This is a genomic window from Arthrobacter mobilis (assembly GCF_012395835.1).
GTDB lineage: Bacteria > Actinomycetota > Actinomycetes > Actinomycetales > Micrococcaceae > Crystallibacter > Crystallibacter mobilis.
Genome location: NZ_JAAZSQ010000024.1, coordinates 37,599 through 62,421, shown reverse-complemented (window position 1 = coordinate 62,421; position 24,823 = coordinate 37,599). Strand labels below are relative to the sequence as shown.

General features: G+C 69.4%; 27 protein-coding genes. 6 read left to right on the top strand and 21 right to left on the bottom strand.

Annotated elements, in window-relative coordinates:
• Positions 1-126: 126 nt before the first annotated feature.
• From HGG74_RS18415 to HGG74_RS18385, 7 genes are all read right to left on the bottom strand, one after another.
• A complete protein-coding gene (locus HGG74_RS18415) occupies positions 127-543 on the bottom strand; it encodes a VOC family protein (protein WP_168488762.1) in 417 nt (138 codons plus the stop codon).
• Positions 544-686: 143 nt separating this feature from the next.
• A complete protein-coding gene (locus HGG74_RS18410) occupies positions 687-1,442 on the bottom strand; it encodes a maleate cis-trans isomerase family protein (protein ID WP_246263036.1) in 756 nt (251 codons plus the stop codon).
• Positions 1,443-1,444: 2 nt separating this feature from the next.
• Positions 1,445-2,899 carry an amidohydrolase family protein gene (locus tag HGG74_RS18405; RefSeq protein WP_168488742.1) on the bottom strand — a complete coding sequence of 485 codons (1,455 nt, stop codon included), beginning with the start codon at positions 2,897-2,899 and terminating at the stop codon, positions 1,445-1,447.
• Positions 2,896-3,693 (bottom strand): aspartate/glutamate racemase family protein, encoded by a 798-nt coding sequence (locus HGG74_RS18400; RefSeq protein ID WP_168488740.1) that lies wholly within the window; start codon positions 3,691-3,693, stop codon positions 2,896-2,898. Before HGG74_RS18400 ends, HGG74_RS18405 begins: the two co-directional genes overlap by 4 nt.
• Positions 3,690-4,361 carry a GntR family transcriptional regulator gene (locus tag HGG74_RS18395; protein WP_168488738.1) on the bottom strand — a complete coding sequence of 224 codons (672 nt, stop codon included), beginning with the start codon at positions 4,359-4,361 and terminating at the stop codon, positions 3,690-3,692. Before HGG74_RS18395 ends, HGG74_RS18400 begins: the two co-directional genes overlap by 4 nt.
• A 69-nt stretch (positions 4,362-4,430) precedes the next feature.
• Complete coding sequence (locus tag HGG74_RS18390) at positions 4,431-5,753, bottom strand: MFS transporter (RefSeq protein ID WP_312856896.1); 1,323 nt, start codon at positions 5,751-5,753, stop codon at positions 4,431-4,433.
• A gap of 280 nt (positions 5,754-6,033) precedes the next feature.
• Complete coding sequence (locus HGG74_RS18385) at positions 6,034-6,960, bottom strand: NADP-dependent oxidoreductase (RefSeq protein ID WP_168488757.1); 927 nt, start codon at positions 6,958-6,960, stop codon at positions 6,034-6,036.
• 172 nt (positions 6,961-7,132) lie between these two features.
• Between HGG74_RS18385 and HGG74_RS18380 the strand changes: the two genes are divergently transcribed.
• Positions 7,133-7,552 carry a hypothetical protein gene (locus HGG74_RS18380; protein ID WP_205762143.1) on the top strand — a complete coding sequence of 140 codons (420 nt, stop codon included), beginning with the start codon at positions 7,133-7,135 and terminating at the stop codon, positions 7,550-7,552.
• Here HGG74_RS18380 and HGG74_RS18375 read toward each other — a convergent pair.
• Positions 7,537-7,746, bottom strand: coding sequence for a hypothetical protein (locus HGG74_RS18375; RefSeq protein ID WP_168488737.1), 210 nt, complete (start codon positions 7,744-7,746; stop codon positions 7,537-7,539). The two genes, HGG74_RS18380 and HGG74_RS18375, sit on opposite strands and share 16 nt — an antisense overlap.
• A 182-nt stretch (positions 7,747-7,928) precedes the next feature.
• Between HGG74_RS18375 and HGG74_RS18370 the strand changes: the two genes are divergently transcribed.
• Both HGG74_RS18370 and HGG74_RS18365 read left to right on the top strand, forming a co-directional pair.
• Positions 7,929-8,282: an ArsR/SmtB family transcription factor gene (locus HGG74_RS18370; RefSeq protein WP_168488735.1), complete on the top strand. Its 354-nt coding sequence runs from the start codon at positions 7,929-7,931 to the stop codon at positions 8,280-8,282.
• A 13-nt stretch (positions 8,283-8,295) separates the two neighbouring features.
• A complete protein-coding gene (locus HGG74_RS18365) occupies positions 8,296-8,793 on the top strand; it encodes an SRPBCC family protein (protein ID WP_168488733.1) in 498 nt (165 codons plus the stop codon).
• A 125-nt stretch (positions 8,794-8,918) separates the two neighbouring features.
• Here HGG74_RS18365 and HGG74_RS18360 read toward each other — a convergent pair whose 3' ends face one another.
• The 4 genes from HGG74_RS18360 to HGG74_RS18345 form a co-directional block, all read right to left on the bottom strand.
• Entirely contained in the window at positions 8,919-9,734 is an 816-nt protein-coding gene (locus HGG74_RS18360; protein WP_168488731.1) for a hydroxymethylpyrimidine/phosphomethylpyrimidine kinase, read from the bottom strand.
• Positions 9,735-9,952: 218 nt separating this feature from the next.
• Entirely contained in the window at positions 9,953-11,881 is a 1,929-nt protein-coding gene (locus HGG74_RS18355; RefSeq protein ID WP_168488729.1) for an FAD-binding monooxygenase, read from the bottom strand.
• A gap of 98 nt (positions 11,882-11,979) precedes the next feature.
• The gene (locus tag HGG74_RS18350; RefSeq protein WP_168488727.1) at positions 11,980-12,777 is read right to left on the bottom strand and encodes an IclR family transcriptional regulator; all 798 of its coding nucleotides are present in this window, start codon (positions 12,775-12,777) and stop codon (positions 11,980-11,982) included.
• Positions 12,778-12,819: 42 nt separating this feature from the next.
• A complete protein-coding gene (locus tag HGG74_RS18345; protein ID WP_168488725.1) occupies positions 12,820-13,356 on the bottom strand; it encodes a hypothetical protein in 537 nt (178 codons plus the stop codon).
• A 159-nt stretch (positions 13,357-13,515) separates the two neighbouring features.
• On the opposite strand from HGG74_RS18345, the gene HGG74_RS18340 reads away from it, so the two are divergent.
• Together HGG74_RS18340 and HGG74_RS18335 are read left to right on the top strand one after the other, a co-directional pair.
• Complete coding sequence (locus HGG74_RS18340) at positions 13,516-14,211, top strand: queuosine precursor transporter (RefSeq protein WP_168488723.1); 696 nt, start codon at positions 13,516-13,518, stop codon at positions 14,209-14,211.
• 88 nt (positions 14,212-14,299) lie between these two features.
• On the top strand, positions 14,300-14,950 hold the full coding sequence (locus tag HGG74_RS18335; RefSeq protein WP_168488721.1) for a DUF4126 domain-containing protein: 651 nt from the start codon (positions 14,300-14,302) through the stop codon (positions 14,948-14,950).
• A 37-nt stretch (positions 14,951-14,987) separates the two neighbouring features.
• On the opposite strand, the gene HGG74_RS18330 is transcribed toward HGG74_RS18335, so the two are convergent.
• The 5 genes from HGG74_RS18330 to hisC form a co-directional block, all read right to left on the bottom strand.
• The gene (locus tag HGG74_RS18330; protein ID WP_168488719.1) at positions 14,988-15,473 is read right to left on the bottom strand and encodes a hypothetical protein; all 486 of its coding nucleotides are present in this window, start codon (positions 15,471-15,473) and stop codon (positions 14,988-14,990) included.
• The gene (locus HGG74_RS18325; protein WP_168488718.1) at positions 15,470-16,756 is read right to left on the bottom strand and encodes a serine/threonine-protein kinase; all 1,287 of its coding nucleotides are present in this window, start codon (positions 16,754-16,756) and stop codon (positions 15,470-15,472) included. Before HGG74_RS18325 ends, HGG74_RS18330 begins: the two co-directional genes overlap by 4 nt.
• A gap of 212 nt (positions 16,757-16,968) precedes the next feature.
• Positions 16,969-17,250, bottom strand: a complete 282-nt coding sequence (locus HGG74_RS18320; RefSeq protein WP_168488716.1) for a hypothetical protein — start codon at positions 17,248-17,250, stop codon at positions 16,969-16,971.
• 127 nt (positions 17,251-17,377) lie between these two features.
• Positions 17,378-18,835 (bottom strand): amino acid permease, encoded by a 1,458-nt coding sequence (locus tag HGG74_RS18315; RefSeq protein ID WP_246263034.1) that lies wholly within the window; start codon positions 18,833-18,835, stop codon positions 17,378-17,380.
• Complete coding sequence (gene hisC / locus HGG74_RS18310; RefSeq protein WP_168488714.1) at positions 18,828-19,916, bottom strand: histidinol-phosphate transaminase; 1,089 nt, start codon at positions 19,914-19,916, stop codon at positions 18,828-18,830. The genes HGG74_RS18315 and hisC overlap by 8 nt, the downstream gene beginning before the upstream one ends.
• A gap of 308 nt (positions 19,917-20,224) precedes the next feature.
• Between hisC and HGG74_RS18305 the strand changes: the two genes are divergently transcribed.
• Positions 20,225-20,920, top strand: a complete 696-nt coding sequence (locus HGG74_RS18305) for a biliverdin-producing heme oxygenase (protein ID WP_168488712.1) — start codon at positions 20,225-20,227, stop codon at positions 20,918-20,920.
• A 166-nt stretch (positions 20,921-21,086) separates the two neighbouring features.
• On the opposite strand, the gene tgt is transcribed toward HGG74_RS18305, so the two are convergent.
• From tgt to HGG74_RS18285, 4 genes are all read right to left on the bottom strand, one after another.
• Complete coding sequence (gene tgt / locus HGG74_RS18300; RefSeq protein WP_312856894.1) at positions 21,087-22,349, bottom strand: tRNA guanosine(34) transglycosylase Tgt; 1,263 nt, start codon at positions 22,347-22,349, stop codon at positions 21,087-21,089.
• Between the two features lie 52 nt (positions 22,350-22,401).
• Complete coding sequence (locus tag HGG74_RS18295) at positions 22,402-23,166, bottom strand: SRPBCC family protein (RefSeq protein ID WP_168488709.1); 765 nt, start codon at positions 23,164-23,166, stop codon at positions 22,402-22,404.
• Positions 23,167-23,217: 51 nt separating this feature from the next.
• Positions 23,218-24,108: a DUF6707 family protein gene (locus HGG74_RS18290; protein ID WP_168488708.1), complete on the bottom strand. Its 891-nt coding sequence runs from the start codon at positions 24,106-24,108 to the stop codon at positions 23,218-23,220.
• Positions 24,109-24,212: 104 nt separating this feature from the next.
• Entirely contained in the window at positions 24,213-24,752 is a 540-nt protein-coding gene (locus HGG74_RS18285; protein ID WP_168488707.1) for an NUDIX hydrolase family protein, read from the bottom strand.
• Between the last annotated feature and the right edge of the window lie 71 nt (positions 24,753-24,823).

Here is a 24,823-nt window from a genome sequence, read left to right as displayed (position 1 = left end):
GCGTTCGAAGTCCGTGATGGCCATGGGAGTCCTGTCTCTTGCCCGGAAAGGTCGGTGTGCGGCGGCTGGGGGGAGCGGGAGCGACGGCGGTGGCCGCCGGGCGGCAACCGCCGTCGTTCCGGCGGACTACGCCTGGGTGCCCCCGATGTTTACCAGCCAGGTGACGCCGAACTTGTCCGTGCACATGCCGAAGGTGTCGCCCCACGGGGCCTTTTCCAGCGGCATCGTGACGGTGCCGTCGGCCGAGAGCTTGTCCCAGTATCGGCGCAGCTCGGTCTCGTCGTCCCCGCTGAGGGAGATCGAGATGCTGCTGCCGGGGCTGTACTCCATGCCGCTGGGGGTATCGGAGGCCATGAGCACCATTCCGTTGTCCGTCTGCAGCATGGAGTGCATGATCTTGTCCCGCTCGGCGGCATCGGTGCTGGCATTGAATTCGCCAAAGGTGCTGCTGGTCAGTTCCCCGCCGAAGACCGACTGGTAGAACTGCATGGCCTGCTTGGCGTTGTCACGGAAGCTGAGGTACGGGTTGAGCTGGGTGGGCATGATCACGTCTCTTCCTGCCGGCAACATCGACGGTCCGATTATTGTCGACCGGCTGTGGTAGCGGAAGGGCCGGAAACAGTGCAGCGCGGGTCCGGGAGCTTGTGGCTCCCGGACCCGCGTCTTTTCCCAAGTAGCTCTCTAAGTCAAGAGAGCAGCTTTCCCCACCGCGCATCGAGCAGCGGTGCGCCGGCCAGCTTCAGGCAATGCCAGAGCGTGACCGCTACGGAGTCCAGCACCGGCACGCCGGTGTCCGCCTCCAGGCGCTCGACGGCGGGGGCACCGTAGAGGTTGGTGCACAGGTAGACCAGCGCGTCCGGCCGGGCGGCAGCCAGTTCGCGGGACGCCGGCAGCAGGTCCTCGGGCCTGACCCGGGCGAACGCTTCGTTCTCGCTCAACCCCCAGTGGCGCTCACCGGCCACGCAGATCCCTTCGGCGGCATAGCAGGCGGCTACGGCCTGGTTGACGTCCTGGGTGTAGGGGGTGAGCAGCCCGATCCGCCGGGTGCCGAACTCCTCGAAGGCCTGCAGGTAGGCCAGCGTGGAGGTGGTCGACGGCACTCCGGTGGCCGAGGTGATCGCCGCAGTGATGGCCCGGTCATGGTCCGGGCCCAGCCAGGAGCCGGAGGTGCCGTTCCAGGCGATCACGTCCACATCGGCGGTGGCCAGCAGCTCGGCGGCCGCCTGCATGCCGGCGACGTCGAACTGCTGGTCGGAGCCGGCGTCGAGGGCGATCCGCGTCACCGGGATGCGGGTGAAGTGCATGGTCACGTCCTCGCGGTCCCCGAGGATCCGGTAGCTCTGCGGCTCCAGGCAGGTGTTCGAGGACGGGACGATCATCCCGATCCGGCGCGGGCGCCCGGGGTTGACTGGTCCGGGAACCTGGATGCTGTCGTGGACCATCGTTACTCTCCGTCCTGTCCTGTCGCCGCGCCGGCCGCCTGCCGGGATCCTCCCTGGCCGGGCCAGGCCAGGGCTTCGCCGAATCCTGCCTGTTCGAGGAACCGGCCGGCCGGTCCCGGGTCGTGGAAGCCGCCGTCGTCGAGCACCACCCGGCCGCCGGCCACCACCATCTGCGGCCAGCCGCGCAGGCTGCGCCCGTGGAAGGGCGAGAAGTCGGTGCCCATGTGCAGCCCGGCGCCGTCGACAGTCCGCTCCTCGGCCGGGTCGAGGATGACGAGGTCCGCGTCGCAGCCCTCGGCCACCGCGCCCTTGCCCGGCAGGGCGTTGATCCGGGCTGGTCCGGCGGCGAAGACCTCCACGAGCCGTTCGATCCCGGCCAGGTCCGGCCCCACCATTTCGGTGAATGCCACCGGCAGCCGGGTTTCGACGCCGGGAAGTCCGTGCGGCATCTGCCGGATGTCCTCGGTATGCAGGCGCTTCTGCGTCAGGTCGTAGCAGGAATGGTCCGAGGCCACCGCGTGCACCGCGCCGCCGAGCAGCCGCTCGCGCAGGGCAGCGGCGGTCTCCGCGCTGCGCATCGGCGGGCAGCAGGCGAACCACTCGGGGACGGGCCCGGAGTAGACGGTGTCATCCAGCGCCACGTAGTGCGGACAGGTCTCGGAGTAGGCGGCCAGCCCGTTCACGCGCGCCTCGGTGACCAGGTCGACGGCGCCGGGCGTGGACTGGTGGACGAAGTAGACCGGGGCGCCGGTGTATTCGGCCATGGCCAGCACTTCGCGCACCGAGGCTTCCTCGGCCAGTTCCGGGCGGGTCAGGTGCAGGTGCTCGATGCCGGTCTGCCCGCGCCCGGCGTGCTCGGCCGTGCAGTCGGCGATGATCGCATCGTGCTCGGCGTGGATCCAGGTCAGTCCGTCCAGGGCTGCCATCTGGCGCATCACCTGCAGCACCGTGTCGTTGTCGGCCATGGTCGTGCCCCGGTTGGTCATGTACAGCTTGACCGAGCGGATGCCCAGGTCCGCCAGTTCCTGCAGCTGCGCCGGGACCGTCTCGTCCCAGTCGATCACCGAGGCGTGCAGGGCAACGTCGCAGCGGGCCTGCCGGGCCAGTTCCAGCTTGTGCCGGGCGGCCTGCAGCGGGGTTTCGGAGGCATCCCGGGGGATGCCGAAGTCCATGATGGTGGTGGTGCCGCCCCAGAGCGCGGCGGTGGAGGTGAGCGCGTAGTCGTCCAAGGTGGTGTACGGGCCGGTGGTCTGGGCGACGTGGCAATGTCCGTCCACACCGCCCGGGATGACCAGCAGGCCGGCGGCGTCGATGACCTGGCGGGCGGGCGGCACCGGTTCGGCCGCGTCAAGCAGCGCCGTGATGCGTCCGCCGTCGACCACCACGTGCGCCCTGCGCCGGCCGTCGGCGTTGGCTACCGTGCCGTGGGCGATGACCAGGTCTGCCGGGGCGGTCACCGGGCACCTCCGGCGGCGAGTGCGGCCGGGCCGGTGCGGTGCGCGGCGTCCTGAAGCCCGTCCAGGCAGCCTTCAAGCGCGGGGGAGAGGCCCGCGCGGCGCTTGGCCGGCGGGGCGGCGAAGGAGCCGACCCGGTGGCTGCCGCCGTCGAGCCCGACGACGGCCTCGGCCAGCCGGATGCCGGCGCCGATGCCGTCCACTACCGGCACGGGGATCTGGTCCTTCAGCTCGCGGGCCAGGCCGGCCAGCGGGGCGCCGGCGAGGATGACGGCGTCGGCCCCGTCCTGGTCGACGGCGGTGCGGGCCAGCTCCAGCAGCGTCGCCTTGAAGTCCTGCTGGACCGTGCCAATGCCGCGCAGCGCCTGGTTGATCGAGCGGATCGAGGCCAGCCGGGAGCTGAAGCCGAAGTGCTCCACGCAGTCGCGGTACCAGGCGGTGATCCGGTCGGAAATCGCGATGATGGAGAACTGCCGGCCCTGCAGGGCGGCGGCGCAGAGCGCGGCCTCGGTGATGCCCAGCACGGGCACGTCCGCGAGCTCCTTCAGGGCCGGCAGGCCCGGGTCCCCGAAGGCGGCGACCACGATGCCGTCCACCTCGCCGTGGTGCTCGGCGATGATCTCGGCGACGGCCCCGGCGGCGATCAGGGATTCGAGGCGGGTTTCGATGTATTCGACGCCGCGGCCGGCGGTGCGGATGAGCAGTTCGGTGCCGGGGGCGGCGGAGCGCCGGGCCTCGGCTTCGATCAGCGCGGTGACCTCGTCGCTGATGTTCGGGTTGATGACCAGAAGTTTCATGGAGTTCCTTGGGAAGGTGCGGTGCCGGTGGCCGGGAATTGGCTCCGGTACTTGGAAATGTGCTGGGCGGACCGGGCGGCGGCGCGGTCCGGGTCGCCGCTGGCGATGGCCTCGAACAGCTCGCGGTGCTCCTGGATCAGTTCCGGCAGGTCGGTGGCGTGCCGGAACAGCCAGTGCATCCGGCCCTGCAGCGGTTCCAGGGCGCTGCGCAGGAAGTCGTTGTCGGCAATCTGCCCGACAGTGTCGTGGAATTCGCTGTTGGCGCGCTGGGCCTCCCGCAGCGCCCCGCGGGCCAGGGCCGCGCTCGCCTCGTCGAGCAGGCCCGCAAGCCGGCGCAGGTCGGCGGGAGTGGCCCGTTCCGCGGCGAGCCGGCAGGCGAGTACCTCGAGGGACTCTCGCACGTCGAACAGGTCGCGCACGTCCTTCTCGCTCAGTGCCGCCACCACGGAGCCGCGGGTGGCCCGCTCGGTGACGAGCCCTTCCTGCCGGAGCATGCGCAGCGCTTCCCGCACGGGCAGCCGCGAGACGTTGAACTCGTTGGCCAGGTCCCGTTCGATCAGCCGGGTGCCCGGGGCGTAGTGGCCCTCGAAGATGCGGTTGCGCAGCGCGTCCCGGACCTCTTCGCGCAGCGGGCGTCCCGGCTGGGTTTCCTGTGCTGTCGTTGGCATGTGGGCTCCTGTTGGTTGCTGGAGAGGTGCGGGGTGCGGGAGGCGCCGGGCCGGCGCCTCCCGCCGGGGTCAGACCGCCAGGCGCTTACTGTAGTCCAAGGTCAGGACCGAAACGCCCATGATGATGGCCGAGCCGACGAAGTACAGCAGGGCCCAGGTGTAGGACCCGGTGGCGCCGACGATCAGGCCGACGACGATCGGGGTCACGAAGCCGGCGATGTTGCCGCTGAAGTTCATGGCACCGCCGAGGACGCCGGCGTTCGTGCGGCCGCCGAGGATGGACGGGACGGACCAGAACAGGCCGACCCAGCGCAGGAAGAACAGCACGGTGGACAGCAGCGCCACCGCCGTCATGGCGTCCGGGATGACGGTGACGCCCACCAGGCCCAGGGCGACCATGACGGCCGAGAAGCCCAGCAGCGAGCGCATGACCTTGTTGGCTCCGTGGCCCATGGCGCGCAGCTTGTCCGCCAGGGCGCCGCCGATGATTTCGCCGACGAAGCCGGCGCCGAAGATCACGAAGGTGGACCAGCCGATGGTCTTCAGGTCGAAGCCCTTGGCCTCGGAGAGGTAGAGCGGGCCCCAGGTGAGCAGGCCGTAGAAGACGCCGTTGAAGCCGAGCCAGCCCAGGCACATGGCCCAGAAGGAGCGGTATTTCAGGTAGGGCAGCAGCGCACGGCGTCCGCCGCCTTCCACGCCCGCGGCCTCGTCCTCCGCACGGTGCGAGGCTTCGATGTATTCGACCTCGGCGGCATTGGTGCCCGGGTGCTGGCGCGGGTTGTCGCGCACATACCAGTAGACGACCAGGCCCAGCGCCACGGTGGCCGCGCCGGCGATGATGAACGACCAGCGCCAGCTGCCGGTGACGGCAATCAGCCAGGCGATGACGACGCCGCCGACCCCGGCTCCGAGCGGGGCGCCCGCGTCCAGGATGGTCGCGCCGCGGCCGCGTTCCTTCGAATGCATCCAGATGGCGTTGAGCTTGCCGCCGGCGGGCATGACGCCGGCCTCGGTGACGCCGATGCCCATGCGGGCCAGGAACATGGACACAAAGCCGCCGGCCAGGCCGGACGCCGCCGTGGCCGCACCCCAGCCGACGCACGAGGCGGTGACCACCTTGCGCGGGCCGAAGCGGTCGATCAGCCAGCCGACCGGGATCTGCATCAGGGCGTAGGTCCAGAAGAACGCCGACAGCAGCAGGCCGACCAGTTCCGGGGGAAGGTTGAATTCCTGCTGGATCAGGGGCAGGGCGACGGAGATGGAGCCGCGGTCGATGTAGTTGACGGCGACGAGGACGAGCAGCAGGATGAACAGCTTCCAGCGGACGTTGGTCCGGCGGGTCGCCTGCCCGGTGGTGCTCTCGAGACGGGATGAATCTTGCTGAAGGGACACAGGTCCTCCTGAAGGCCTGGTGATGTCTGGCCGGGCGGTGCCGGCCGTTGGAAGCGCGTCCGGGGAGGTCTTGTGGACGGGACGCTGGTTCACTTGGGAAGTTTGCGGGGCGGCGCTGCCCCTGAGGTCTTTGGGATCCCAATTTGGGATCCCAAAAAGAGGTTAGGTGTGAGCCGTATAACAGGTCAAGGATTATTTGGGCTCGTTTTCCAGCCCATCCGCCGCCGGAACCTCGCGCATCTATTGGCCGGCTCCGGCGAAGGCGGCGGGGTGGGGCGGGCTAGCGGGTGAAGGGGGTGAGGACGATCTTTCCGCCGGTGTGCCCGGCCATACTGGCGCGGAAGGCCTCGGCAGTCTCTTCCAGCGGATAGGCGCGCTCGACGTCGACGGTCAGCCGGCCGGCGTCGACCAGGGCGCCCAGCCGCTCCAGTTCCCGCCCGTCCGGGCGGACCCAGACGTAGCTGCCGCCCCGTTCCCGCACGGCCGGATCCACGATCGAGGCGTGCCGCCCGCCTCCGCGCAGCAGCGCCAGTGAGTCCTCGAGCGCCCCACCGATGAAGTCGGCGGCGGCGTCGACCCCTTCCGGAGCCAGGTCGCGGACCCGGGAGGCCAGGCCCTCGCCGTACTGCACCGGCTCGGCCCCCAGCTCGCGCAGCCGCGCATGGTGCCGTTCCGAGGCCGTGGCAATGACGCGGGCGCCGCGGGCAGCCGCCAGCTGCACGGCGGCCCGGCCCACGCCGCCGGAGCCGTTGTGGATCAGCAGCGTGGCGCCGCTGCGCACGTCGAGGATATCCAGCGTCCGCTGGGCGGTCATCGTGGTCAGCGGCAGCCCGGCGGCCTGCTCCCAGCCCAGGGACTCCGGCTTGCGGGCGATCATGGACACCGGCAGGGAGGTCAGGTCTGCGAAGGTGCCGCCGCGCACCGAGTCGCGCCGCCCGTAGGCATAGACCTCGTCACCGGGGGAGAACTCGGGGACGTCGAAGCCGACGGCCTCAACCACCCCGGCCACATCCCAGCCGGGGATCACCGGGAAATGCACGTCCATCAGCGCATCCAGCTTTCCTGCCATGATCTTCCAGTCCACCGGATTCACGCCCGCGGCCTGCACCCGGATCAGCACGGATCCGGGCGGCACCTTCGGCACCGGCACTTCGGAGGCCTCCAGGACTTCGGGCCCGCCGTAGCGGGAGTACGTCATGGCCTGCATGGTCCTGCCCATCGCGCTGTCCTTCCTGCCGACGGTGCCCACCCTAGCGCCGGCCACCGCGGATGCCTACGGCCCGGGCCCGGAACGGCCGGTCCTCGACAGGCCCGGTGGCCGTTGCCTAGCCTTGGCCCCAGGCGGGGGCGCCCAACAGGACCCACGGCAGGAGGCGGAAGTGGCTGCACACGATACCGGGAAGGCCAGGCACTCGCGGCTGGCCACCGCCCAAGGGTTGTTCAACCTGCTGACCGGGCTGTGGCCGCTGGTCCACTACCGCAGCTTCGAGGCGGTGACCGGACCCAAAACGGACCAGTGGCTGGTCAAGTGCGTCGGCGGGCTCGGAGCTGCCGGCGGCTATGCCCAGCTGCGGGCCGGAACCTCGGCCGGAGGAAAGGCGGCCGCCCGCCGGCTCGGGGCCGGCATGGCGGCCACCTTCGCTGCGATCGACCTGGTGTACGCCGGCAGCGGGCGGATCAGCCGGATCTACCTGCTCGACGCCGTGGTGGAGCTGGGCTGGCTGGCCGGCTGGGCGGCCTCCGCCAGCCAAGCCAGAAAAACGGCCCGCCGGGCCGGTCAGCGTCAGCCGGGGAACTGAGTGTACGGGGTGTCCGCTTCCCCGTCCTTGTCCTGGTCGCCGTACGCCTTCTTTTCGATTTCCTCGGCCTTGGCCTCGTCCCCGCCGTGGGCCAGGTCGTTTTCGTCCTGCAGCGCCTGGTCCAGCGCTTCCTCGGCGCGGTCTCCGGCCGGTTCGCCGCCGGTGCCGGGGCGGGGATTGCTCTCGGTGCTCATGGCGTGCCTTCCTTCCGTTCAGCCCGGCGTTCTGCCGGCAACCCCAGCCTAGGGAACCCCGCCGCGCTTGACGAGGGCAGGCCCCGGCTCAGGAAGCATCCGGTGCGGTCCCGGCCAGCGACTGCGGGGACGGGGCCGGACCCATTGACGCCTGCCCCCCTGTCCGCGTAACCTACAACTAAATGGTTGTATATCAGATGAGTGATGCGGAGATCGACCGCCTGTTCCAGGCGCTGGCCGACGCGACCCGGCGGGATATCGTCGCCAGGGTCACGGCGGGCGAGTATTCGGTGTCCGGGCTGGCGGCGCTTTACGACATGAGCTTCGCCGCCGTGCAGAAGCACGTGGCGGTGCTGGAACGCGCGTCCCTCATCACCAAGGAGAGGCGCGGAAGGGAGCAGATCGTCCGGGCGCACTACGAAGGCCTGCAGCGGGCCCGGCGGCTGCTCGATGACTACGAGGCGATCTGGCGGCAGCGCGCCGGCCGGATCGCGGACATCCTCGCGGAGGAACCTGGGGAAGAAGCCGGGAGATAGGAAGGAAGCTGCCATGACGGTGATCAGTTCGCAAAAGAATGCCGAGGCGTTGACCCACACCATCGTCGCCGAGTTTGACGCCGGCGTGGAGCGGGTCTGGCGGATTTGGGAGGACCCGCGCCAGCTTGAGCGCTGGTGGGGCCCGCCGAGCTGGCCGGCGACCTTCGAGCGGCACGACTTCGTGCCCGGGGGAGGGGCCAGCTACTACATGACCGGGCCCGAGGGGGAGAAGAGCCGCGGCTGGTGGCGGATCACCGCCGTCGAGGCGCCGCACCGCCTCGAGTTCGACGACGGGTTTGCCGATGACAACGGCGATCCGGTGGCCGCGATGGGGGCCACCCATGCGGTGGTGACACTGGAGGATGTCGGCGGGCGCACCCGGATGACCATCGAGTCGACCTTCGAAAGCGCGGAGCAGCTGGAAAAGATGCTCGCCATGGGCATGGAGGAGGGCCTGAGGGAGGCGGTGGGTCAGATCGACGCGATCCTCGCCGGATCCCCGGACTCCTGACGGCGGCACGGCGTCGGGGCCGTCGGCCAGGACGGCCGGTCTCGAGGCTCTCGGCAACAGCAGCGGCCGGCGGCGGTACCCGAAGCGGGTGCCGCCGCCGGCCGCTGTCCGCCGGGGCTTTGGTCCTAGTTCGCCCCGCCCTGCCAGAGCGCGTCGAACGGGGCGTTCGAGGAGACCCGGGCCTTGATACCCTCGGTCACGAACGCCTTGGCGGTCCTGGCTGCCTCCAGCGGGCCCGCGCCCTTGGCCAGTTCGGCGGTGATGGCGGCGGCCAGCGTGCAGCCGGCGCCGCTGACGGCCACCTCGCCCACCTTCGGTGTGCTGAGCACCTCCAGGGTCGCGCCGTCGAAATAGACGTCGACGGCGTCCGGACCGTCGAGCCGGACGCCGCCCTTGGCCAGCACCGCGGCTCCGGAGGCCTCGTGGATCCGCCGGGCGGCTTCCTTCAGGTCCTCCACGGAGGTGATGGCCATGCCGGCCAGCGACTCGGCCTCAAAGTGGTTGGGCGTGACGAAGGTGGCCAGCGGCAGCAGGTTCGCCTTGAGCGCCTCGTCGGTGTCCAGGGCATGGCCGGGCTCCTGGCCCTTGCAGATCAGCACCGGGTCCAGCACGATGTGCTTCCACTCCTGGGACTTCAAGGCGGCGGCAACCGTGTCGATGGTGGCGGGGGAGCCCATCATGCCCAGCTTGACCGTGTCCAGGCTGCCGGCGTAGCAGGTCTGCACGGCCTCGAGCTGGTCCGCGATGACCTGCGCGTCCACCGGGACAAAGCGGTGGTTCCAGCTGTCCTTCGGGTCGAAGGAAACGATGCAGGTCAGGGCGGTGATGCCGTAGGTGCCCAGCTGCTGGAAGGTCTTCAGGTCGGCCTGGGCGCCGGCGCCGCCGGTGGCTTCCGAGCCGGCGATGGCCAGGGTGATCGGGGGAGTGGTCAAAACAGACATGGGGTTAATGCTAGCGGGCCGGCTCCGGGGCCTTCCGGCCTGGAGCCTTCCTGGAGCGGCATCCTGGGCCTCGTCGTCTGTGCACCGTTCGGGGGCCGCCTGAACGAACACGGGGACCGCTAGGGTCTGCCGTTCCCGTCCGCACCACAGGAAGGAAGCCGGCCCTCCCGCAGGGGAGGGCCGGCTTCCTTTTCTACTGCCGCAGGGAGGCCGGGGCCTTAGCCGGTCATGATGCCGGCGAAGAAACCGGCCAGTTTCTGGTGGGCGTGAAGCGGCAGCACGTGCGCGACGTACTGGTCGGGCCGGACCACGACGATCGCGCCCTGTTCCCGGTCGATGCCGCGCATCTCGAAGATGTCCTGTCCGGACTTCAGATCGGGGGTGAAGGCCTTCTCGTAGTCGACCAGTCCGAACCGGCCCTTGCGCGGGAGCAGGAACGGCGGCAGGTCCGCCACGGAGAAGTCCCGGTGGCCCTGCTGGAAGACGGCGCGGACGTCGAACACGGCGTCCGGGTCCGCCCCGGCGGGGGTGAAGCGGCGCACCGGGGAATCTTTGGCCTCGGCCAGGAACCGGCACAGCGCCGCCAGGCGGGAGTCCGGGTCGGCGGGCCCGGCCGCGTCCGCGAACGCGTAGATCCGCCAGCGCCCATCTGCCTCCGCCACGTGCCCGAGCTGCAAAGGCTTGGCGTCGGCCAGGCGGATCACCGGGGCCGAATGGAACCGTTCCCCGACCGGGTACCCCTTGGCCAGGTGCTCCCAGGTGTCCGGCCCGGTGATCATGTTCGGCGGGTAGTCGGTGGCGAACCCGGCGGTAAACCGGCCGCCTTCGGTGAAGAGCCTTTGCCGCTCCTCGGCATCCATGCCGCCGGCCTCCGGATGCGCCGGATCCTTCGGCTTCGCGGCCATGGCGGTGGACCAGCGCAGGTCGAAGTCGATCAGCTCCTGGGCGATGGCGCGGCGCTCCGCCGAGTAGGTATCCAGCAGGGAGGCGGGGCTGCGGCCCTCGAGCACGGCGGCGAGCTTCCAGCCCAGGTTGAAGCCGTCCTGCATCGAGACGTTCATGCCCTGCCCGGCCTTGGCGCTGTGCGTGTGGCAGGCGTCCCCGGCAATAAAGACCCGCGGGACGCGCTTCCCGCGCTCTGCGGGCAGGACGTCGTCGAACCGGTCGGCGATCCGCTGGCCCACCTCGTACACCGACCACCAGGCGATGTCCTTGACCTGCAGCGTATAGGGGTGCAGGATCCGCTGAGCGGCCTCGACGATCGACTCCTGAGTGAACCGCCTGCGGGCCTCGCGGTCCGCCGGGTCCAGGTCGCCCAGGTCGACATACAGCCGGACCAGGTAGCCGCCTTCGCGCGGGATGATCAGGACGGACCCGCCGGAGCCGGACTGGATCGCGGACTTCAGGCGGATGTCCGGGAAGTCGGTCACGGCCAGCACGTCCATGACACCCCAGGCATGGTTGCGCGCGTCCCCGCGCAGTTCGATGCCCACGGACCGGCGCACCGCGGAGCGGGCGCCGTCGCACCCCACGACGTACCTGGCACGCACAGTCTCCTCCGGGCCGCCATCGTCCATGCCGCCGCCGTCCGCCGTGCGGCGCAGGGTGACCGCCACCGGGTAGTCCCCGGAGGAGGCGACGTCGACCCCGGTCACTTCGAGCCCGTAGTCCGGTTCCAGCCGGGTGGGGGACTTGCGCATGTGCCCGAGCAGGTACTCCTGCATGCGCGCCTGGTTGACGATCACGTGCGGGTACTCCGAGAGCCCGTCCTCGACGTCCTGCACCCGCCCGGTGCGCACGATCCTGGAGCGGTCGGATTCCGCCGGGCCCCAGAAGGAGGTCTCGTTGACCCAATAGGCCTCGCGGACCAGCTTTTCGGCCAGCCCGAACGCGCCGAACATCTCCACTGTCCGGCAGGCCACGCCGTCGGCCTGCCCCAGCTGAAGCGGGCCCTCGCGGCGCTCGACGACCCGGGTGGTGATGCCCGGGAACTGGGCCAGCTGCGCCGCCAGCACCAGGCCGGCCGGACCGGAGCCGGCGATCAGCACGTCCACGGTTTCCGGCAGCCGGCCGGACTGCTCCCGCCCCGGTGCTGCAGGCTGCAGTTCCGGATCTCCGGGACGGTAGCCATTCAAATAGAACTGCATGGTGCTCCTTTGCAGGGAAGATACTGGCTGGAGCCTAGCCAATGCAGCCCGGACACCGACAGCGTTTTCTGTGCTGCAGAAAATCGGCCCTCGCGCAGTCAGTCCGGCTCGGCCGGGTTGGCTGCCAGGTCGATTTCCAGTTGGCGCCTGGTTTCACGCATGGTCTGCACCAGGCCTGCGTCGAAGAGCGGGCGGAACCTCGCAACCGGCGTCGCCACGCTGAAGGCCGCGACCACTTGGCCGTTTCCGTTGTGCAGCGTCATGCCCAGGGCGCTGATACCTTCCTCGGTCCCTTCGAAATTGGCGGCAAAGCCGTTCCGGCGAATAAGTTCCAGCTCACGGGCGAAGGCCGGATAGTCGTCCTCGGCGATCGTGTCTCCGCTGATTTCCGCGCTGCTGCTGCCGAACAGCTTCCTGACCATCCCGGGATCGAGTTCGGCGAGTATCGCCTTGCCGCCCGAGGCCTTGTTCGCAGGCATGATGCTGCCCTGCCTGTCACCCACGCGCAAGGTGCGGGTGCCTTCGATGGTGCTGAGGAACCTGACCTTGGTACCCACCCTGACCATGAGATTGACGGTCTCGTTGACGCGCGCGGAAAGGAGTTCCAGGTGCGGCTGGGCAACCCTGCGCAGCAGCGGGGCCCAGCCCAGGCGGGCCGGGCCCTCGCCCAGGGCCGCGCCGGGAACATAGTTTTTCGATTCGTCCTGGACTGCAAAACCCCGGTACACCAGCATGGCCAGCAGCCGGTGGGCAGTGGAGGGCGCCACCCCGAGTTCCGCCGCGGCGTCCTTGAGCCGGAGGCTGCCGCCGTCCCGGAGCAACTGCAGCAGGCGCAGCGCATTGTCCACCGCCTCGATGGGATAGCGGGGCTTCTTGTGCAGGGGCGGATTCTGCATATCAGAATTCTACTGCGAGGCAGGGCAGGTCCCGGGGCGCCGTCAGCCCCGGACGGTCACCATCTTCCAGACCGCGGCCCGGCCGATGGCCGCACACAGACCGACCATGGCGCCGAACCAGAGCGTCTCCAGCGGGTCCCCGCCGTAGAGGGTGCGGAAGGTCAGCCAGGCGGCCAGCCCGACCACTACGAAGAAGGCGAGCACGTGCAGCCACTGGGCGCGCACCGGCCGCAGCAGCATGCCGAGCGCAAAGGCCAGCGGGGCGCCGATGACCAGCCCGATGGCGGCGGCGTAGAAGAAGACGACCAGGGCCATGAAGACAGTGCTGCTCACGTGCAGCCCGCCGAGCGGGTGGCCGGCCAGCGAGATGGCGAGGACGCCGATGGAAAAGGCTGCCACGCTGGTCAGGAAGCCGACGACGAAGGCGCCGGGCCCGAAAAGCACCCGGTGGCGCGGGTTGTGGTCCTCGAAGTCGTCGAACTCCCCGAAGCCGAAGCCGTCGTCGTCAGGTCCGCTGTCCGGACCGGTTCCGCCGTCGCCGTCCGGGCAGGGCCCGGGAACCGGTGGTGCGGTTGCCATCATGCCTCCTCGGAACGGTCCGGCTTCCATCACAGCACTGTACCGAACGCCTCCGGTCCGGTCCGCAGTGCACCTGGGGTTCCGGGCGTGGGAGAATGGGCGGCGGCCCGGGTGGCAGGCGGGCGTTCCGCGAACCACGAGAAACAGGTGGACCATCAGATGACTCAACTGCAGACCCCCCGACGCGCCAGATTCGCCTCGACCGGCAGCCCCTACTTCGGCATCATGCTCGCCGGAATGGCGGTGGTGCTGATCCTGTCCAACATCGGCGCCTCCAAGGGTGTGCTGCTGGGCCCGGTCGTCACCGACGGCGGCTTCTTCCTCTTCCCGCTGGCCTACATCCTGGGCGACGTGATCAGCGAGGTGTACGGCTTCAAGGTGGCCCGCAAGGCCATCATCACCACCTTTGCGCTCTCGGTCTTTGCCTCGCTGTGCTACTGGGTCATCATTGCGCTGCCCGGCTTTGGCGACGAGTACGGGCTGGCCAAGCAGGCGGCGCTGGAGAACGCGCTGGGGCCGGTGCCGCTGATTGTGCTGGCCAGCCTGCTCGGCTTCCTGGCCGGGCAGACCATCAACTCCTGGGTGCTGGTGAAGATGAAGCAGCGCTTCGGCGAGCCGAAGCTGTGGGCCCGCCTGATGGGCTCCTCCGGCGTGGGCGAGTTCGCGGACACGCTGATCTTCTGCTCCATCGCGGCCCCGGTCATCGGGATCGCCGGCTTCGGCATGTTCGTCAATTACGTCGTCGTCGGCTTCGTGTACAAGACGCTGGTGGAATTCCTCTTCGTCCCGGTGACGACGGCGGTGATCGGCTGGGTGAAGCGGCGCGAGCCGTCCTACGGCCAGATTGCCAGCTAGCCGCCCGCCGCTTTTCAGCATTTTCTACGCCTGAGGCCACGGAATTCCGGGGCCTCAGGCCATTAAACGGGCCGATAGCTGCTGAGAAATGGCGGGCCGGGGAAGCGCAGGGATCAGGGAGCGGACTTATCCTGATGGCAGGCTGGAAATCCTGACCGGCACAGGCCTCTCGGCGGCGGCCGGGCTGAATGCCTACATCCCGATGCTGTTGCTGGGCCTGCTCGACCGGTACACCTCCCTGGTGCAGCTGCCGCCGGAGTGGGCCTGGCTGTCCAACGGCTGGGTGCTGGCCATCATCGGCGCCCTGCTGGTGCTGGAGATCGTGGCGGACAAGGTGCCGGTAATCGACAGCGTCAATGACTGGCTGCAGACGGTGGTGAGCCCGGCCGCCGGCGGCATCGTCTTCGGCTCAGGGGTGTCGCCGGAGACGGTGAGGGTCTCGGACCCTGATGCGTTCTTTGGCAGCAATCAGTGGATTCCGGTGGCCATCGAGATCGGCATCGCGCTGGCGGTGCACTTGGCGAAGATGAGCGTCCGGCCGGTCCTCAACGCCACGACCGCCGGCACGGCGGCGCCGGTGGTGAGTACGGCCGAGGACGCGGCCAGCATCGGGCTCTCCTTCGCGGCGGTGATGCTGCCGGTGCTGGTGCTGGTGGTACTCGCCGTCGCGATGGTGGTGCTCTGGCGCGTTTACCGCAGGGCCAGGCGCAGAAGCCGGCCAGCCGACGTCGGACTCTAACCGCGGCCTTGGGCCGCTGCCACGGCTGGGCGCAGTATCAGTCGTCGTCCCAGTCATCCTCATCGTGCCAGTCCTCGTCGTCCCAGCTGTCCTCGTCCTGCGTATCCTCGCGGTCCCACCCCCGGTCATCGGTCCACTCATCGCCGCTTCCGGCGTCGGACGACGTTTCCGTCGGGCCCAGGGGCTCCTCGGTTGCGGGGCCGTCCGCGGTCGCTGCTTCATCGACCAACGACTCCAGATCCGTGCGCACGGCTTCGAGGGCTGCCTCGGCGCGCCGGTGCTGCTCCGCCGAGAGGTCCCCATTGGCGGCCGCCGTTGCAAGATCATTGGCCAGTGCTTCGACTTCATTCAAGGCTGCGGAAGGATTCTGCTCCGTTGCCAGCTGCCTGACGGTCCGGGCACGTTCCTGCAGCGTGACGACGGCGCCTCCGACCTCCGTTTGCTGGAGGCCGCAGCCAGCGAGCAGCACCGTGACGAGAATACCGGGCAGGAGCATCCGGACAAGGGCCGAGGGCCGGATCATGGTGTAAGGCTTTCTTCCAGTTGCCGCAGGTGCTCATCCAGCAGCGCGGGCACCGTGGGTGAGGGAGACGTTCCGGGCCGGGACGTCTCCGGACCAATCAAGGCGGCGCCGGGAATCAGCGCCGCGGCCACGGCAATCATGACCACGGATGCCAGCAGGGCAAGCCGCAGCAGGCGGTTGCGGTGTCTGCGCGGGGCATGCTTGGATCCGGATCCGCGCTGAGTGGGCTGACCAGCAGGCGACGGTGGCCGCAATGGTCTTTCCGGGAGGACCGGCCATGACCAGTTCAAGGTGGCGTTGGTCAGCTGGCTGGTCTGCAGGACCGGCAGGAGGGGATCCGGTCCCGGCGCCTTGGCGACGACGAGGCGAGCCGTAGCCATGGATGCAGCCGGGGAGGAGGCTGCCGGAGCCGTCCGGCCGGAGGCGGTGTACGGTCCATCCCGGCCGGAGATCCTCCGGAGCGTGCGCGCCACTTCGAGGCAGTCCGGGCGCTGCCGAGGGTCGGTGGAAGTCATGGCCGCCAAGAGCCCTGCCATTGGCGACCCGAGACCGGCAGGAATTCCGGGCGGACATGCCAACCTGGCCAACGCAGACTCCACGGGCGGGCCCGGATACTCCACCTGGCCGGTGAGGCATTGCAGCAGGACCAGACCCAGCGAGTACACGTCTGAGGGAGGCCCGACGTCTGCGCCTCTGACCTGCTCCGGGCTGAGGTAGGCGGCAGTGCCCAACGACGCGTCCGGGCCGTCCGGCTGCGGGCCGTCCAGCATCCTGGCAATTCCGAAATCAGCCAGCTTCGGCCGGGGCTCTTCGTCGTCGAAGTAGCGGGCCATGACGATGTTGCCCGGCTTCACGTCCCGGTGCACAACGCTGCGCCGGTGAATGAAACCGAGGGTATCGCCCAGTTCCGCGCCCAACCGGGCCGTTGCCGCCAGGTCCAGCGGCCCGGCCTCCAGATGGCGCCCAAGATCCGTGCCGGGAATAAGCTCCATGACCAGCCAGGACAGTGTCCCGCCATCATGCGGCAAGCTTCCGGCGTCGTAGAGTGCCACCAAGCCCGGATGGTTCAGCCGCGCCAGCGTTGCGATCTCCTGGTGCTGCCTGCGGAGCTGTTCGGCGTCGACCCGGTCCCGGCGGAAGACCTTGACCGCCACCTCCCGGTCAAGCAACTGGTCCATGCTGCGGTAGACGGCACCCATGCCGCCGCGCCCTATCACCGGCCCCAGCCGGTACCGGCCGCCCAGCAGGTTATTCGAGGTTTCCGGAGCCAGGTTTTCGGTCACCTGAGCCGCCTTCCCACATTGCCCGCGCACATCCCAAAGCGGGACTGGAGGCAACCAGCCTAGACGGACAACCTTGGATACAGCTGTGACAGGGATAAGACCTGGTTAACTATCCTCACGCCCGCTTCCGTGCGGCCGCCGCTACGAGGGCGCCAGGACAAGTACAGACGCAACGACGGCGGCAAAAGCCAGACCTGCGCCAAGGCAGCGGGTCAGCTGCCTTCCTCGTCCTCGTTCAGCCCGCGCTGGGCGCGGTCGGCTTCCTCGGACGCTTCCGGCGGCAGCGGATCGGTCGCCGGGGGCACCTGCCCGGGGGCGTAGTCCTGCAGTCCGGCGGCGACGCGCTCCTGCTCGGTTGCTTCGGCCAGGGCGTCGTCGTCGAGCCGGTCGGGCATGCCGGCATGGCCCTTGGCGATGGGCTGGGGGAGGGCGTCACCCTGCGGTTCGATGACGTCGTCGAGGTTGGGTGAATCTTCTTCCCGGGGGCTGGACATGGCCTCTCCTTCGCTCGAAGTTGTGGTCCACTCTAGCCCCCGGGCCCGGCCGTGAGAACAGCTGCGGTCCGGGACCGGTCCCGCGGAGGGCCGGTCCCGGACCGCGCCGGTTACCGGACCGCGCCGGTTACCGGCCGGGGCCGGCTGCCCGGGCAGGCTCCCGGATGCCGCCGGCGGCATCCGCAGGGTCGTCCGCCCGAGTTGCCGGTGCCCCGGGCCCGGCGTGTCCGGCTGCCGGAACCGGTGCCGGGCGCGGCACGAAGATCCGGCACAGCACGGCCAGCAGCACGGTCAGCCCGATGGTGGAGAGCAGCTGGATCCGGTTGGCGGGATCGAGCATGGCCAGCACCATGATGGCGGCCAGCAGGAGCAGCGCCAGCACCGACAAGTACGGGAAGCCCCACATCCTGAACGACAGCGGGGTCCCCTCGCGGTCGGCCCGGCGGCGCAGCAGCAGCTGGGACACGGCCACGAAGACCCAGACGACCAAGACGGTTGAGCCGACGACCCGCAGCAGCATCGGCAGCACGAGGTCGGGCGCCAGGAAGTTGAGCACCACGGTGACCGCACCGAAGGCCACGCAGGCCAGCACCGCCGGGCGGGGCGCGCCGTTGGCCGAGCGCCGGCCGAGGGCCTGCGGAGCGATGCGCCGCCGCGACAGCGACAGCAGCATGCGCGAGGCCCCGTACAGGTTGGCGTTCAGGGCCGAGAGCAGGGCGATGACGATCACCGCGGCCATCACGGTTTCCACGCCCGAGAGCCGGGCGGCCTTCAGTACGGCCACGAACGGGCCGGCGGCCAGGTCCGTGGAATTCCACGGCAGCACCGTGACCATCACCAGCACCGAGCCGATGTAGAAGACCAGGATGCGCACCAGCACGCTGCGCACGGCCCGGCCGATATTGCGCGCCGGGTCGTCGCTTTCCGCGGCCGCGATGGTGACGATCTCGGTGCCGCCGAAGGCAAAGACCACAATCAGTAGGGCCGAGCAGATGCCGGTGATCCCGTGTGGGGCGAAGCCGCCGTGGCCGAACAGGTTGTCCAGGCCGGGCGCGGCCACCCCGGGCAGCAGCCCGAAGATCATGGCTGCGCCGACGGCCAGCAGCCCGACAATGGCCAGCACCTTCAGCATGGCGAACCAGTATTCGAACGTGCCGAAGCCGGAGACGGCCATCAGGTTGACGGCCGTGAAGACCGCTAGGAAGGCCAGTACCCACACCCCCTGCGGGATGGCAGGGAACCAGGCGGCGGTGATGGCCGCGGCGGCGGTGGCCTCGGCCGCGATGACCACGACCGCCTGGATCCAGTACAGCCACCCGATCACCGCGCCGGCGGTGAAGCCCATCGCCTTTTCGGCATAGACCGAGAAGGCCCCGGCGTCCGGCCGGGCGGCGGCCATTTCGGCCATCATGTTCATCAGCAGGATCACCAGGAATCCGGCGACGGCGAAGGACACGACGACGGCGGGGCCGGCGGCGGCGATGCCGGATCCGGAGCCGATGAACAGGCCGGTACCGATCGCCCCGCCCAGGCTCATCATGGTCAGCTGCCGGCGGCTCATCGGCCGGGGCGTGCGCTCAGACATGCGACTCCGCCAGCGCGTTCCGGCAGGCCGCCGCGGCCCGGATCAGGGCATCGTTCGCTGCCGGAGTGCCGATCGAGACGCGGATGCCCTCGCCGTCGAACGCCCGGGCCGCCAGGCCGTGCTCTTCCAGCACCTGGTTCAGCTCGGCGGTCCGGCCGCCGGCGGCGATCCACAGGAAGTTCGCCCGGGAGGGCAGGACCGGCAGTCCGGCCTCGACCAGGGCGGCGTGCACGCGCCGGCGCTCCCGGATGAGCACGTCCACGCGCTCCTGCAGTTCGGCCTCGGCGGCCAGCGAGGCCGTGCCGGCCCGCTGCGCCAGGGCCGTAACGCCGAAGGGCACCGCCACCTTGCGCAGGTTCGCGGCCACCTCGGCCGGGGCAATAGCGTAGCCGAGCCGGAGCCCGGCCAGTCCGTAGGCCTTGGAGAAGGTGTGCAGCACGGCCACGTTCGGGTACCGCTTGAAGAATTCGACGCCGGCGGGGGAGTCCGGGTCGTCGTTGAAGTGCACGTACGCCTCGTCAATGACGACGAGCACGCCGGCGGGGACAGCGGCCAGGAATTCCTCGAGCGCGGCGGTGGTGGTGACCGTGCCGGTCGGGTTGTTCGGGTTGCACACGAACACCAGCCGGGTCCGGCCGGTGACGGCGCGGGCCATGGCGGGCAGGTCGTGGCCGCCGGCATCGTCCAGCGGCACGGGCACCGGCACACAGCCGGCCACGCGCACCAGCGCCGGGTAGGCCTCGAACGAGCGCCAGGCGAAGACGACCTCGTCCCCGGGGCTTGCGACCGCGTGGATGAGCTGGGAGGCCACCTCGACCGAGCCGGCGCCGAAGACGATGCTCGAGGCCGGCACGTCGAAGCGGTCCGCGACCAGCGCAGTCAGCTCCGGGGCCGCCATGTCCGGGTAGATGTTGAGGTCCGCGGCTGCCTCGACGACGGCGCGGTGCACCGACGGCAGCGGCGGATACGGGTTTTCGTTGGAGGAGAGCTTGAAGGCCCCGCCGCCGGCGCCCGGTTCGGGGGCCTTGCCCTGCTTGTAGGCGGGAACGAGTTCCAGCCCGGTTCTGTGGCCCAGTGCCATGTGTCCTCCATTGGATCAAGCGGCGTGCGCCACAACTGTGGCGTACGGCACATGAGGATAGGAAGGCCGGTGCCGGCAGGTCAAAGTGCCTTGGCTGGACAGCACAATCTGAGCAGGAGAGCGCCTGTTGCTGTCTTCGGGCTTGGCAGTTTGTGCACCTGCCGCCGCGGTGGCTGGATCCCGCTGAAGCGCCCGCCCCGTATGTCCAGGAAGCCAGGACCGGCACTTTCCAATCAAGCTTAGGTCAGCCTAGGCTTCGTGGGACGGCGCCTGCGGTCCGGCCGCGGAAGTATGGGAGGGAGTCCTGCATGATGAATGACATCGTGTCGTTTGCGGACCGATTGCGGTCCGCCACCAAGGCCGACCATGAGTCAGCCGAGAATTCGGGCTTCATCACGTCCCTTCTTGAGGGAAGGCGCTCCGGCGCCGACTATGTGCGTCTTCTGGTCCAGTACGCCTACATCTACGAGGCGCTGGAGGCGGGGTCAAGGGCGCTGCGCAGGAATGCCGGCCCTGACCTGAGGGCGCTTCTGGATGTGCGGCTTGACCGGATGCCGTCCCTGCGCTCGGACCTGAAACTGCTCCTGCCGGTCTACGGGGTCCGTGTCCCCAGGGAGCGGTTGGCCGCTACCCGGGAGTATGTGGCGCGCCTGGAGCAGGCCGCCGCGGGCAGCCGCCCGGCGTTCCTGGCGCACCATTATCTTCGGTATCTGGGGGATTTATCCGGAGGTCGGATCATGGGGCAACTGGTGGGCAGGCATTACGATGTGCCGCCCGAGATGCTCTCGATGTGGCGATTCAACGGCATCGGGAAACCGAAGCCGTACAAGGACGGCTACCGTGCCGCGCTCAATGCGGTCATGGCTTCGCCGGCGGAACAGCAGGTCTTCATCGACGAAGTGGCGCGGGGCTTTGGCCTGAACCGCGCCCTCTTCGAGGAACTGGACCGCCGGTATCCGGCAAATGTGGCAGGCCCCGGCGGAAAACAGCTGCCGGGCGGTTAGGCACCGGCGGCCCTGCGGAAGGATTGTCATGGCAGACGCTGTTGTATACCCGACGTTCCATAATCCGGACCATCTGTACGGGCTTGCGGCCTACAACGTGGTCGGACATGCCGAGGCCCAGCAGCGGGTGATGACGCCGGAGGCTGGTCATCGCCCTCGAGGCACCCTAGGCGCTCGCCGGGGGAGTCCGGCCGTAGTAGCGGCCCAGGACCTCGTCCTTGAACTCAAAGAAGCTGCCGTCGGCGATGGCCAGCCGCGCGTCGTCGACCAGCTTCACGATGAACCGTTCGTTGTGGATGGAAATCAGGGTGTGGCTGACCATCTCGCCGGCCTTGTGCAGGTGGTGGATGTAGGCGCGGGTGTAGTGCGCGCAGGCGTAGCAGTCGCAGCCGTCCACCAGCGGGGAGAAATCGCGCTTGAACCGGGCGTTGGAGAGGTTCTTCCGGCCTTCGGGCGTGTAGAAGGCGGAGTTGCGGGCCACGCGCGTGGGGGAGACGCAGTCGAAGGTGTCCGCACCGTTCTCGATGGCCGTGAAGATGTCGTCCGGCTCGGAGATGCCCAGCAGGTGCCGGGGCTTGTCCTCGGGCAGTTCCTCGCTGCACCAGCGCACGATCGTGCCCAGGTTCTCCTTCTCCAGCGCGCCGCCGAGGCCGAAGCCGTCGAAATTCATGTTGCCCAGGTCCCGGCTGGCCTTGCGGCGCAGGTCCTCGTACTGGGCGCCCTGGATCACGCCGAAGAGCGCCTGATACGGCCGGTGCGAGCGCTCAAGGGTGAGCCGCTCATGCTCGGCCACGCAGCGCTCGGCCCAGAGCCGGGTGCGCTCCAGGCTCTCTTCCTGGTAGCGGCGGGAGTTCTGCAGCGTGGTCAGCTCGTCGAAGGCGAACATGATGTCCGCGCCGATCTTGTGCTGCACCTGCATGGAGATCTCGGGGGTGAAGCGGTGCCGGTCCCCGTTCAGGTGGGATTTGAACCACACGCCGTCGTCGTCCACGTGCGCCAGACGCTCCTTGCCGGCCGCTACCTGGTCATCCGGGCCAGACTGGTCCACCGCTTCCATGTTGATGACCTTCTTGAACCCCGAGCCCAGGCTCATCACTTGGAAGCCGCCGGAATCGGTGAAGGTGGGCCCGGACCAGTTCATGAATCTGCCCAGGCCCCCCGCCTCGTCCAGCACGTCCGGGCCGGGCTGCAGGTAGAGGTGGTAGGCATTGGCCAGCAGCGCCTGCGCGCCGAGGTCGCGCATGGCCTCGGGCAGCACGGCCTTGACCGTGGCCTTGGTGCCGACGGCGATGAACGCGGGCGTGTGGATCTGGCCGTGCGGGGTGGACATGGTGCCCGTGCGCCCCAGGAACCCGCCGCCGGACTGGTCCGGCCCGGCGGTTTCGCTCAGGCGGTGACCGATGGCAAAGGAAAAATCAGACTGGGGCACGCATCCATTTTGCCTTACCCGACCGTCTTGCCTTACCGTCCGCCGGCCGGGCTCAGGCCACCGGACCGGCGGCGTTGCCCACGGCCAGCGGCTGGGAGGACGGGAAGTGCTCGGTCCGCCAGCTGTCCCAGCGCGCGCGCAGCTCGGCCAGGGCCTTGGCGCCCAGGTCATAGGTGGTGATCAGCACCTGCGTGCCGCCGTCGGGCCGGGCCTGGGTCCTGGGCAGCTCGGCCACGATCAGCAGCCCGTCCCCGTGCTCGGCGTAGGAGTGCACGGTCAGGCCCACCTGGTGTGCCGACTTGAACCAGACCTTGCCGGCGATGGTTTCGCCAGTGCCGAGTTCGGTCTCGTACTCCTCGCCCGGCGCGGGCAGCCGGTCCAGGCCGAGGTTCTGCAGGGCGCCGCCGGGCGGGGCCGAGTCGTCGGCGAAGTACGTGGTCTGGCGCCGGGCGTTCGGGTGCCGCTCCAGGGCGAAGCGCAGCTGCTGCAGGAAGCTCTGCCAGCCTTCGGCCACGTCCCGGTCCCAGTCCGCCTCCTCTTCGGTCACCGCGCCGCTGCGTTCCAGGGTGAGTACGGTGCCGTCCTCGACAGGTTCCAGGGTGAAGGTGTAGCGCCCGCCGAGGGTGAGGCTTTTGTGGTCGTCGCTCTCGACGGCGTCGGTGAAGTAAATCTGGTTGATTTCGTCCTCAAGGCCGCCGGCTTCCCAGCCATGCCACTGGGCAATCAGCGACGGCTCGCGCAGCATGACCCATACCTGCCGGGCGTCGGCGTTGATGTGGACGCTCAGCGGCTCTGTCCCAACAGTGGTATCCGACATGCTGCCGACTCTACCCCCGGGCGCGGACAGGGGCCAGAGCCCCGGCGGGCTTTAGTGCGTCTCGTTCAGGGCCCGGATGGCCACCAGTTCGTTGCGGATCCGCCGGTCCAGTTCGGCCGGTTCCAGCGTTTCGGACCCGCCGTGGGCGCGCAGGAACATCAGCGCGCCCAGGCGCAGCACCCGCCAGTCCCGCTCGGCGGACCGGTCCACCGCCGCCATCGCGCGGTGGATCTCCTTGTCGTACAGGTTCGGTTCGTTCAGCTGGCGCTGGCGCACGGCGGCGTTGACCTTGGCCCGGAACGGGTCCTCGTCGGCGTCGTCCGGGGAGCGCAGCGCCTCGGCGAGCTTGTCGGCCGCCACCAGATTCCCGGCGTCGTAATTGATGTAGGCGGCCAGGGCCAGAGCGGACTGGATCCACTTCCAGCGCCCGAAGTTCCCGTCGAAGGGCAGGTCCGTGATCAGCCCGCAGACGGTCAGGGCGTTCTCCCGGTCGTCCAGGTCCACGAAGAGGGTGTGGGCCAGGTCCCGCACGTCCTGCAGGTTGCTGCCGGCCTTGGTGTTCAGCCCGCGGCTGAGCCGGGCGGCAATGCGCTGGATCCTGGGCCGGTCCGGATGGGCGCGGGCCACGTCCACAATCACTGCCTCGGGGGTGCCCTCTTCGGCCGGGATCAGTTCCAGGTCGTCCAGCGCCAGGGCGGTGCCCTTCATCAGCTTGGGCCGGTTCGAGACCACGCGGATGGTGGAACCGTGGGCGATCCGCACGGTGGTGCCGTCCTCGAGCGTGGCGACAATGAGCGCCGGCGTGCCGAAGTCGTCGAGCTCGACGGCGGTGGACACCACCGGCGCCGAGTGCTTGCGGCTGCGGGTGAGGAACTTGTGTCCCCGGACCACTGCTTCAGCCTTAACGATATTGATGTAGGTCTTCGGCTGAAGCTCGATCATCGGTGCACCCTTCATCCACGGCTGGTCCCCACCCCCGCCTTAGTATATGGAACCGTTACCAGCCGGACGGGGTGCCACGCGGGCGTTCCTTCCCGAGGAGGAACTCAGCGGCACCAGCCGGCGTGGGCCAGGGCCTGGCGCAGCAGGTTGCCGCGGCCGCCGGTGAATTCGGCCTGCACCTCCGGGCTCAGCGCATCCTGCGGGGACATCCAGGTCAGCTCGAGGGCATCCTGCCGGGGCTGGCACTCGCCGGTGACCGGGATGACGTAGGCCAGGGCGACGGCATGCTGCCGGTCGTCGGTGAGTCCGGTTTCCGACGGCGAGGGGAAGTATTCGGCCACGGTGAAGGGCGCCGGGCTGGCCGGCAGTTGCGGCAGCGCCAGGGCGCCCAGGTCCTTTTCCAGATGCCGCAGCAGTGCCGCACGGATGGTCTCCCGGTACATCACCCGGCCGGAGACGAAGGACCGCACGATCTCCCCGTCGGGGGTGGCCTGCAGCAGCAGGCCCACCTCGGTGACATAGCCGAGCGCATCGAGCCTGACCGGGACGGCTTCGACGTACAGCATGGGAAGCCGCTGCCTGGCTTCGTAGAGATCCTCTTCGGACAGCCAGCCGGGATAGGGGTCGGGTGTGCGTACACTCATATAGTTGTTCTACCCCACCGCTCTCCGGGCCGTCACGTTGGCATAGTCACATTGGCGCAGCCACGCCGGGC

Bases quoted from the DNA above. Each gene is read 5' to 3' on its own strand.
- HGG74_RS18345 (WP_168488725.1), bottom strand. From the start codon at position 13,356: ATGGCAACCGCACCACCGGTTCCCGGGCCCTGCCCGGACGGCGACGGC.
- HGG74_RS18360 (WP_168488731.1), bottom strand. From the start codon at position 9,734: ATGTCTGTTTTGACCACTCCCCCGATCACCCTGGCCATCGCCGGCTCG.
- HGG74_RS18365 (WP_168488733.1), top strand. From the start codon at position 8,296: ATGACGGTGATCAGTTCGCAAAAGAATGCCGAGGCGTTGACCCACACC.
- HGG74_RS18290 (WP_168488708.1), bottom strand. From the start codon at position 24,108: ATGATCGAGCTTCAGCCGAAGACCTACATCAATATCGTTAAGGCTGAA.
- HGG74_RS18340 (WP_168488723.1), top strand. From the start codon at position 13,516: ATGACTCAACTGCAGACCCCCCGACGCGCCAGATTCGCCTCGACCGGC.
- HGG74_RS18370 (WP_168488735.1), top strand. From the start codon at position 7,929: ATGGTTGTATATCAGATGAGTGATGCGGAGATCGACCGCCTGTTCCAG.
- HGG74_RS18415 (WP_168488762.1), bottom strand. From the start codon at position 543: ATGCCCACCCAGCTCAACCCGTACCTCAGCTTCCGTGACAACGCCAAG.
- HGG74_RS18295 (WP_168488709.1), bottom strand. From the start codon at position 23,166: ATGTCGGATACCACTGTTGGGACAGAGCCGCTGAGCGTCCACATCAAC.
- HGG74_RS18330 (WP_168488719.1), bottom strand. From the start codon at position 15,473: ATGATCCGGCCCTCGGCCCTTGTCCGGATGCTCCTGCCCGGTATTCTC.
- HGG74_RS18355 (WP_168488729.1), bottom strand. From the start codon at position 11,881: ATGCAGTTCTATTTGAATGGCTACCGTCCCGGAGATCCGGAACTGCAG.
- HGG74_RS18395 (WP_168488738.1), bottom strand. From the start codon at position 4,361: ATGCCAACGACAGCACAGGAAACCCAGCCGGGACGCCCGCTGCGCGAA.
- HGG74_RS18305 (WP_168488712.1), top strand. From the start codon at position 20,225: ATGATGAATGACATCGTGTCGTTTGCGGACCGATTGCGGTCCGCCACC.
- HGG74_RS18350 (WP_168488727.1), bottom strand. From the start codon at position 12,777: ATGCAGAATCCGCCCCTGCACAAGAAGCCCCGCTATCCCATCGAGGCG.
- HGG74_RS18400 (WP_168488740.1), bottom strand. From the start codon at position 3,693: ATGAAACTTCTGGTCATCAACCCGAACATCAGCGACGAGGTCACCGCG.
- HGG74_RS18335 (WP_168488721.1), top strand. From the start codon at position 14,300: ATGGCGGGCCGGGGAAGCGCAGGGATCAGGGAGCGGACTTATCCTGAT.
- HGG74_RS18285 (WP_168488707.1), bottom strand. From the start codon at position 24,752: ATGAGTGTACGCACACCCGACCCCTATCCCGGCTGGCTGTCCGAAGAG.
- HGG74_RS18410 (WP_246263036.1), bottom strand. From the start codon at position 1,442: ATGGTCCACGACAGCATCCAGGTTCCCGGACCAGTCAACCCCGGGCGC.
- HGG74_RS18385 (WP_168488757.1), bottom strand. From the start codon at position 6,960: ATGCAGGCCATGACGTACTCCCGCTACGGCGGGCCCGAAGTCCTGGAG.
- HGG74_RS18315 (WP_246263034.1), bottom strand. From the start codon at position 18,835: ATGTCTGAGCGCACGCCCCGGCCGATGAGCCGCCGGCAGCTGACCATG.
- HGG74_RS18320 (WP_168488716.1), bottom strand. From the start codon at position 17,250: ATGTCCAGCCCCCGGGAAGAAGATTCACCCAACCTCGACGACGTCATC.
- hisC (WP_168488714.1), bottom strand. From the start codon at position 19,916: ATGGCACTGGGCCACAGAACCGGGCTGGAACTCGTTCCCGCCTACAAG.
- HGG74_RS18375 (WP_168488737.1), bottom strand. From the start codon at position 7,746: ATGAGCACCGAGAGCAATCCCCGCCCCGGCACCGGCGGCGAACCGGCC.